5 protein-coding genes and 1 pseudogene are annotated in these 8696 nt (G+C 69.1%); all 6 read right to left on the reverse strand.

Going from position 1 to position 8696, the window contains the following annotated elements; all coding sequences use genetic code 11:
- Positions 1-1795 (reverse strand): DUF11 domain-containing protein (locus tag IPG14_RS11075; protein ID WP_343391873.1); only part of this gene is annotated, 1795 nt, incomplete at its 3' end.
- On the reverse strand, positions 1720-3420 hold the full coding sequence (locus IPG14_RS11080; RefSeq protein WP_343391874.1) for a DUF11 domain-containing protein: 1701 nt from the start codon (positions 3418-3420) through the stop codon (positions 1720-1722). The genes IPG14_RS11080 and IPG14_RS11075, both read right to left, overlap by 76 nt.
- 49 nt (positions 3421-3469) lie before the next feature.
- Positions 3470-6796 carry a hypothetical protein gene (locus tag IPG14_RS11085; RefSeq protein WP_343391877.1) on the reverse strand — a complete coding sequence of 1109 codons (3327 nt, stop codon included), beginning with the start codon at positions 6794-6796 and terminating at the stop codon, positions 3470-3472.
- Positions 6797-6835: 39 nt separating this feature from the next.
- A pseudogene (locus IPG14_RS11090) lies at positions 6836-7087 on the reverse strand (DUF11 domain-containing protein); the annotation flags it as partial.
- Positions 7088-7200: 113 nt separating this feature from the next.
- The gene (locus IPG14_RS11095) at positions 7201-8442 is read right to left on the reverse strand and encodes a DUF11 domain-containing protein (protein ID WP_343391875.1); all 1242 of its coding nucleotides are present in this window, start codon (positions 8440-8442) and stop codon (positions 7201-7203) included.
- Positions 8439-8690: a DUF11 domain-containing protein gene (locus tag IPG14_RS11100; RefSeq protein ID WP_343391876.1), complete on the reverse strand. Its 252-nt coding sequence runs from the start codon at positions 8688-8690 to the stop codon at positions 8439-8441. The genes IPG14_RS11095 and IPG14_RS11100 overlap by 4 nt, the downstream gene beginning before the upstream one ends.
- Positions 8691-8696: the final 6 nt, after the last annotated feature.

Raw genomic sequence — 8696 nt, forward strand, 5'->3', positions numbered from 1 at the left:
TCCAGCCGCACGTCACGACGTCCAGCGCCGAGCCCGGCGTCCCCGCGTTGCACGTCCCGCCGCCCGTCACCGCGATGCTCGTCACCGCGAACCCGCTCGGCAGCCGGTCGCGCACGACGACGTTCTCCGTGATGTTCGGGCCATTGTTCGTGACCGTGAGCACGTACGTCAGGTTCCGCCCAGCCGTCACCGCGTTCGGCGTCAGCGTCGTCAGCAGGCCGCAGTTCGCCGGACCCGGGTTCGTCACCTCACCCGTCGCCGCCTTCGTCACCGACATGTCGGCCAGCAGCGTGATGTCGTGCTCCACGTAGCCGGTGTTGTTCGACGTGTTCGGGTCCTCGGCGTCCCCCGAGCGGGCGGTGGCCACGTTGTTGATGCTCTTGGAGTCGATGCTCCGCACCACGATCGTCACCTGCGCCGTCGTGCCCGTCGGGATGTTCCCGATCGTGCAGCTGAGCGTGAGCGACTGCGTCGCCGACTGGATCGGCGCCGGGGCGCACGTCGCGCCCGTCACCGACCGGAACTCGAACCGGCCGTCCGCCTTCAGGATGTCCTGGACGACGACGTTGCCCGCGTCCGACGGCCCGAAGTTGTCCACGAGGATCGTGTAGATCAGGCCTTCGCCCGTCCGGACGTTGCCGTCCGGCTTGCCGAACTTGCGCACCGACAGGTCCGCCAGACGGTTCGTCACGACCTCGGACACCGACGTGTTGTTGCCGGCCACCGGATCGGGCGTCGTCGACGTCACGCGGGCGTTGTTCAGCAGCTGCAGGTTGTCCGCCACGTTCGGCGCCACCGACACCTCGATGTCGAACTGCACCGTCTGCCCGACGAGCAGCGTCCCGAGGTTGCACGTCACGTTCTGCCCGGCCGCCGTGCAGGCGTCCTGGTCCGCCACGAACGTCACGCCCGCCGGCAGCGTGTCAAGCACCTGGACGTTCAAGGCGTCCGACGGGCCGTTGTTGCGCACCGTGATCGTGTAGCGGTGGTTCCGGCCCGGCGTCACCACCAGGCGGTCCGCCAGCTTGTGGATCGAGAGGTCCGCCGACTGGTTCACCGGCGTGTTCGTGGTGGCCGTGTTGTTCGCGGACGACGGGTCGGCCGTCAGCGACCGCACCGTCGCCGTGTTCGTCAGCGTGCCCGCGAAGCCCGGGTTCACGATCGTCTGGATGTAGATCGTCACGAGCTGGCTCGGCAGCATGTCGCCCAGCTGGCACGTCACGCTCCCGGCCGGCACCGGTGCGCACGTCGCGCCCGGCTGGCCGATGACGACCGCGTTCACGTACGTCACCCCCGCCGGCAGCGTGTCCACCACGATGACGCTCTTGGCCGTCGACGGCCCGCCGTTGCCGATGGTCAGCGTGTACTGCAGCGGCTGGCCCGCCGTCGCCGGGTTCGGCGAGGCCGACTTGGCGATCGACAGGTTCGCCGACGCGCTGACGGGCGTGAGCGTCGTCGCGCGGTTGTTCTGGTTGCGGATGTCGAGCACGTCGGACGAGACCATCACGTCGTTCTCGAGGATGTGGCCGTCCGGCAGGCTCGGGTTGACGTCCGCCGTCACCGTCACCGTCGCGCTCTCGCCGTTGAGCAGCGTGCCCAGGGTGCACTGCAACTGATCGACCGCGCTGCCGGCCGTGCCCGTCGCGCAGCCGCCCGTCGCGCCCAGCGGCAGGCTGGCGCTGAAGCCGCGGACGACGATGCCGCTCGGCAGCCGGTCCATCAGGACGACGTTCTCGGCGATGCCCGGGCCGTTGTTCGTGACCTGCATCGTCCAGACGATCGACCCGCCGGCCACCGCCGGGTCTGGCGCCGCCGTCTTCGTGACCGACAGGTCCGCCAGCTCCGTGATGTCGTGCTCGACGATCGCTGCGTCGTTCGAGCGGTCCGGATCGCTGTTGCGCGACGGACCGCGGCGAAGTTGTTGATGCTCCGCGCCTCGATCGGGCGGACGACCATCCGGATCTGCGCCTGCGCGAACGCCGCCAACGGGTTCGGCAGCGTGCAGTCCATCGTCACGTTGCCGAGGTAGATCCCGACGCCCGGGACGCACGTGGCGCCCGTGATGCTCACGATCTCGTAGTTCCCGTCCGAGGCGATCGTGTCCCGCACGACGACGTTCGACGCGTCGCTCGGGCCGAGGTTCTCCACGAGGATCGTGTAGGTCAGGAGCCCGCTCTGGCGGACGTCACTGTCCGGCTTGCCGAACTTCGTGATCCGCAGGTCGGAGATGCCCCGGATCGGCACGCGCGTCGTCGCATTGTTGTTCGCCGGGTTCGGGTCGGATTGTGCAGCCGAGACCGTGACGCTGTTCGTCGCGTCCGCGAACGCGCTGTTCGCGGCGACGTTGTACGTCACCTGGTACGTCCGCGATCCGCCGACGGCGATCGTGCCCAGGTTGCACGTGATCTGGTTCACGCCGCTCGGGCTGCAGCCGTCCGTGTCCCAGCTATAGGACAGGTTCGCCGAGTGGTTGTCGACGACCTGGACGGACGTCGCGACCGACGGACCGAGGTTCGTCACCGTCATCTCGTAGACGATCGGCTGGCCCGCCACCGGCACGCCGAGGATCCGCTTCGTGATCGCCAGGTCCGCCGCCTGCGCCACCTGCCCGGTGAAGTCGTCCGTGTTGTTCGTCGTGTCCGGATCCGCCGTGTCCGAGTCGATGAACACGTTGTTCACCACCGGCCCCACCGGCGCATCCGTACGCACCCGCGCCGTCACGACGATCCGCCGCCCGCGCCCCGCCGGCACGTTGCCCAGCTCGCACACGATCGAGCCCACCAGCACCGGGTCGCCCGTGCGGATGTGGCACGTCGCCGAGTCGAACGCGTTCAGGCCGTCGACGACGAACACGCTCACCGGGTCCAAGTTGGGCGGCAGCACGTCCGTGAGGATCACGTCCCGCGCCGCCGACGGGCCGGCGTTGTTGTAGACGATGTCGTAGCTCGTGAGCTCACCGGCCCGCAGCGGGCCCGGGTTGCCGAACTTCTGGACCGACAGGTCAGCCAAGGTGCCCACGACGTCGAGCGTCGTGTCCCGGTTGTCCGTCGGGTCGCGGTCGAAGTTGTCCGACCACACCAGCACGTCGTTCTCCAAGACCGTGCCGTCCGGCAGGTTCGCGTTCACGTCCGCCGTGAAGACCACCGTCGCCGACTCGCCCGGCCCCAGCGTCCCCACGTTGCACGTGAACTGGTCGAACCAGCTGCCCGGCATGCCGGTCGTGCAGCCGAAGGACGATACGCCGTCCGGACCGGTCGTGTCGAAGCCCGTGACGACGATGCCGTTCGGCAGGCGGTCCAGGATCTGGACGCCGGTCGCCGTCGACGGGCCGTCGTTCGTGACGGTGATCGTGTACTCGATCTCCTCGCCGGCGACGATGCCCGGCCCCGGGATCCCGCGGCTCGTCTTCTCGACGCGCACGTCCGCCGCCTGGCGGATGTCGTGGATCGTCTCGTCGTCCTTGTTGTTCCTAGGTTCGATCCCACGCGTCGCTGCGGACCGCGGCGACGTTCGTGATCACCGTGCTGTCCGTCGTCGTGACGACGAACTCCACGAGGTGCTGCGTGAACGCCGCCATGTCGCCGACGCTGCACGTGTGGACGCTGTTGCCCGTGAAGGCGCCAAGGCCCGGCACGCACGTCGCGCCGTTGATGTCCACGATGCGGTAGGCGCCGTCCGCGATGAACGTGTCCGAGATGACGACGTTGCGCGCCAGGCCCGGACCGAGGTTCTGGACGAGCAGCGTGAACGTGATCGCCTCACCCGTCGTGGCCACTTCCGGCACGCCGTACTTCATGATCTGCATGTCGGCCGTCGGGAGGGCCGTGACGTCGGCGATGTCCGTGTTGTTCGCCAGATCCGGATCAGGCGTCGTCGAGATGACGCGCACCGCGTTCTCGAGCACGCCGATCGCGTTCTCGTTCACGCTGACCGCCACGTGGAACGTCACGGAGTCACCCGCGGCGATGTCGCCGAGGCTGCACGGGCTGCCACCTGGGGCGCAGTTGTCGTCGTCCCAGACGTACGTCACGCCCGCCGGGAAGGCCTCGAGGACCTGGACGGCCTGGGCCTCGGACGGGCCGTGGTTCGTCACCGTGATCGTGTACAGGATCTCGCTGCCCGGGATGCCCGTGCCGGCCGCCGTCTTGTCGATCGACAGGTCGGCCGTTGCCGCCACCGTCGTCACGGCGGACGAGGCGTTGTCGCCGATGTCCGGATCGTCCGTCGACGACGTGACGGTCGCGATGTTCGTCAGCACCGTGCCGTTCGGCACGTCCGCGTCGACGACGACGTTGACCGTGATCACTCGTGCGTCGCCCACCGCCAAGTCACCGAGATCGCAGGCGATCGAGTTCGGCCCGGCGGCGTAGATGCATGTGCCTCCCGCGACGTTCGCGTCGAGGAACGTCGTGCCCGGTGGCAGCACGTCGCTCACCGTCACGTCCCGCGCCGTGCTCGGCCCGGCGTTGCTCACGACGAGGACGTAGCTCAGCTCCTCGCCGGCGGTCACCGGATCGGGCGCGTCCGTCTTGACGATCGACACGTCGGCCGATGTCGTCACGACGTCGAGCGTCGAGTCGAAGTTGTTGCTGTTGTCCGGATCCGGGTTGTCCGACATCGCCATGACGTCGTTCTCCAGGACCGTGCCATCCGCCAGGTCGCTGTCGACCGTGGCGGTGAACATGACCGTCGCGAACTCGCCCACCGCCAGCTTGCCGAAGCCGCAGCGCAGCGGGTCGGCCGCGCTGCCGGCCATGCCGGTCGAGCACCCGATCGCGTTGCCGGCGGCGTCAGTCGCCATGTAGTCGTTGACCGTCACGCCGGCCGGCAGCCGGTCGGCGATCTTCACGCCCGTCGCCGCGCTCGGGCCGGTGTTCGTGACGACGACGGTGTACTTGATCTGGCCGCCGGCCACGAGCGGGTCGGGGATCGCCTGGCTGGTCTTCTGGACCTCGAGGTCGGAGAGCGACGTGATGTCGCGCGAAGCCTCGTCGATGTTGTTCGTCGGATCGGAGTCCGGCGTGTTGGAGACGCTGTTGGCGAAGAGCGGCGCACAGACCGCCGGCCGGTCGCTCACGACGGACAGGACGTCGAAGATGCCGCTCGAAGTGATCGCGTCGTGCATCACGACGCCCACCGCCGACGACGGGCCGAGGTTGTCGACGTAGATCGTGTAGACGATCGTGTCGCCGGCGTTCACCGGGCCGGACGGCACAGCCGTCTTCGTGATCCGCAGGTCGGCCAGCGTGAGGACGCTGACGTCCACGCTGTCCGTGTTGTCCGCCGGGTTGGGGTCACTCGTCGGGCTCGACGCCACGGCGTTGTTCGCGTAGACGCCGCCGGGCGTGTCGACGTCGACCTGGGCGTAGACGTCGAACGACGTGCTGCCGCCGGCGACGAGCGTGCCGAGCGTGCAGGTCAGCGTGCCGGCCGGCGCCTCGACGCAGCTGTCCGTGTCGTGCAGGAACGTGAAGCCGGCCGGCAGCGTGTCGACGACGCTGACCGCGAGCGCGTCCGACGGGCCGAAGTTCGTCACTTGAATCGTGTAGTGGACGGTGTCGCCGGCCAGCAGCGTCGCGGGATCGGCGGACTTCTCGAGCCGCAGGTCGGCCGAGGCGCGGATCGTCGTCGGCTCGCTGTCGGAATCGTTCGCGTCGTTCGGGTCGAGCGTCTGGGAGTCGACGACCGCGTTGTTCACGAGAACCGCGCCGTCCGGCACGCTGGCGTCGATGATCACGTTCACGATGATGTCGCGCGTCTCGCCGACGCCCATGTCGCCCAGATCGCATGCCACCGCATTCGGGCCGGCCTGGTAGACGCACGCGCCGCCCTGCGCGCTGGCCGATGCGAAGTGCGTCCCGGCCGGCAGCGTGTCCACGACCTGGACGTTCACGGCGTCGCTCGGGCCGAGGTTGGTGACGGTCAGGTTGTACGTCAGCGGGCCGCCGGCCGTGGCCGGGTCGACCGCGTCGGACTTCTCGATGCCGAGGTCCGCCGAGCCGATGACCGTCGTCGGTTCGCTGTCGACGTTGTTGCTCGTGTTCGGGTCGTAGCTGTCCGAATAGGCGATCGCGCTGTTGATCAGGATCGTGCCGGCGGGCACGTCGTCGTTCACGGTGCCGACGATCGTGATGACGTCCTGCGCCGCGGGAGCGAGCGAGCCGAGGTTGCACGTGATCGTGCTTCCGTTGATCGCGCACGAGCCGCCCGGCACCGTGGCCGACGTGACCGTCACGCCCGGCGGCGCCGTGTCGACGACGATGACGTTCGTGGCGATGGACGGGCCGATGTTCGAGACCGTGACGTTCCAGCTGATCGGACCACCGGCCGTGACCGGATCGGCGACGTCCGTCTTGGCCAGCGCCAGGTCCGCCAGGTCGTCGATTTCGCGCGAGAGCTCGTCAACGTTGTTGGACAGATCCGGATCGTTGGCGCCGTGCGAAGTCGTAGCGATGTTGTTGATCGTCTGGGCGTTGTTCGCGCGGACGATCACCTCGACGCGCCAGCGGCCGGTGCCGCTCGGGCCGAAGGGCTCGAGGATGCCGGCGTTCAGGCTGCAGTTGATGACGACGCCCGGGATGCCGACGATCGGCCCGAGCGGCGCGCACGTGGCGGTCGGGCGGTTGCCGTCGACGTTCGGGTTCACCCCGACGAGGTCGAACAAGCCGTCCGAGCTGATGGCGTCGACGATCGAGACGCCGGAAGCGGCCGATGGGCCGAGGTTGTCGACGACGAGCAGGTAGCTGATCTGATCGCCTGCCAGGACCGGGCCCGACGGCGAGGCGATCTTGATCATCCGCAGGTCGGCCAGGCTCTCGACGGTGACGTCGGCGGTGTCGGTGTTGTCCGACGGATCCGGGTCGGGCGTCGTGCTCGCGGCGGTGGCGCGGTTGGTGTACGTGCCGGCCGGGACGGCGTCGTCGACCTCGGTGAAGATGTCGAACGAGGCGCTGCCGCCGGCCGGGATCGTGCCGAGGCTGCAGGTCAGCGTGCCGACAGGACCTTCGACGCAGCTGTCCGTGTCGGACAAGTAGTCGAAGCCCGGCGGCAGGACGTCGACGACCTGGACGTTCTGGGCGTCGGACGGGCCGTCGTTGGTAGACCGTGACGGTCCAGGCGACGGTGTCGCCGGCGACGACGACGGGCGGGTCGACGTCCTTGACGAGGCGCAGGTCGGCCGCGCTCAGGACGGTCGTCGGCTCACTGTCCGTGTTGTTCAGCGGGTTGGAGTCGAGCACCTCGCTCAGCACGGTGGCGGTGTTGTTGATCACCCCCGGCGGCGTGCTCGGATCCACCTGCACCGTGATCGTGACCAGGCGGATCTGACCCGGCAGCATCGAGCCGGTCGTGCAGTCCACGCGGTTCAGGCCGGCGTCGTGAACGCACGTGCCGTTGGCCGTAGTGGCGCTGACGAACGTCGTCTGCGGCGGCAGCGTGTCGAACACGGCCGCGTTCGGCACCGCGCTCGGGCCGAGGTTCGTGACGAGGAGCTGGTAGGTCAGGAGGTTGCCGGCGACGACCGGGTCGGGGGTGTCGGACTTGACGATCGCGAGATCGGCCACGGGGACGACGACGAGGTCCTGCGGATCCTCGTTGTTCGAGAGGCTGGGGTCCGGCGTGTCGGGAGTTCACCGTACCCGTGTTGTGGATGACGCCGGCCGGGTAGTTCGCATCGACGTTGACGATCAGCGTGACCGTCCGGACGCCGGCGGCCGGGATCGAGCCCCAGGCGCACTCGACGCGATTCGTCGGCACGAGGGCGCACACGCCGCCGCCGCTGGCCACGGCGGACACGTAGTTCAGCCCCGCCGGCAGATCGTCGCCCATCACGACGTTGGTGGCCGCCGACGGGCCGTTGTTCGTCACGACCATCGTGAAGACGGTGTTCGTCCCGGCGGCGACGGGCAGCGCCGGGCCGTTCTTGACGATCGCGAGATCGGCGAGGTCGGTCACGTCGCGGTTCAGCTCGTCCTCGTTGTTGGACGGGTCCGGATCGGGCGTCGTCGACTCGACGGTGGCGATGTTGTTCAGCGTCTGCGCGCTGTTGGCGGTGATCGTCACGGTGATCGTCCAGCGCCCGGTGCCGGCCGATTGCGGCTCGAGGTTGCCGGTGAGCGCGCAGTCGACGGTGCGGCTGTTGGCCGGTGCCGTCGGCGTGGCCGGCGTGCACGTGGCCGGGCGATCCGTGGTGATGCTGTTGATGACGAAGTTGCCGTTGGACGTGACCGCGTCCGCGAACGCGACGCCGCTGGCCGTCGACGGGCCGAGGTTGTCGACGTAGAACGTGTAGACGATCGGCGTGCCGGCCGGCACCGGGCCGGCGGGCGAGGCGAACTTCGTGACCATCAGGTCGGCCAGCGCCGTGACGCCGACCTGCGCGGTGTCCGTGTTGTCCGACGGATCCGGGTCGGGCGTCGTCGTCGCGGCGGTGGCGCTGTTCACGTATCGCCCGGCGCGACCGAGACGCTGACCGTCGTGTGGACGTCGAACGACGTGCTGGCGCCGGCCGAGAGCGTGCCGAGGCTGCACGTGAGCGTGCCGACGGGGCCCTCGACGCAGCTGTCCGTGTCGGCGACGAACGTGAAGCCGGCCGGCAGCGTGTCGACGACGCTTACGTTCTGCGCATCCGACGGGCCGTCGTTGGTGACCTCAACGGTCCAGACGACGTTGTCGCCGGCGACGGCGGTCACCGATCA

Origin of the sequence: Candidatus Amarobacter glycogenicus (genome assembly GCF_016704105.1) — a bacterium.
In the GTDB taxonomy this organism is placed as follows: domain Bacteria; phylum Chloroflexota; class Dehalococcoidia; order Tepidiformales; family Tepidiformaceae; genus Amarobacter; species Amarobacter glycogenicus.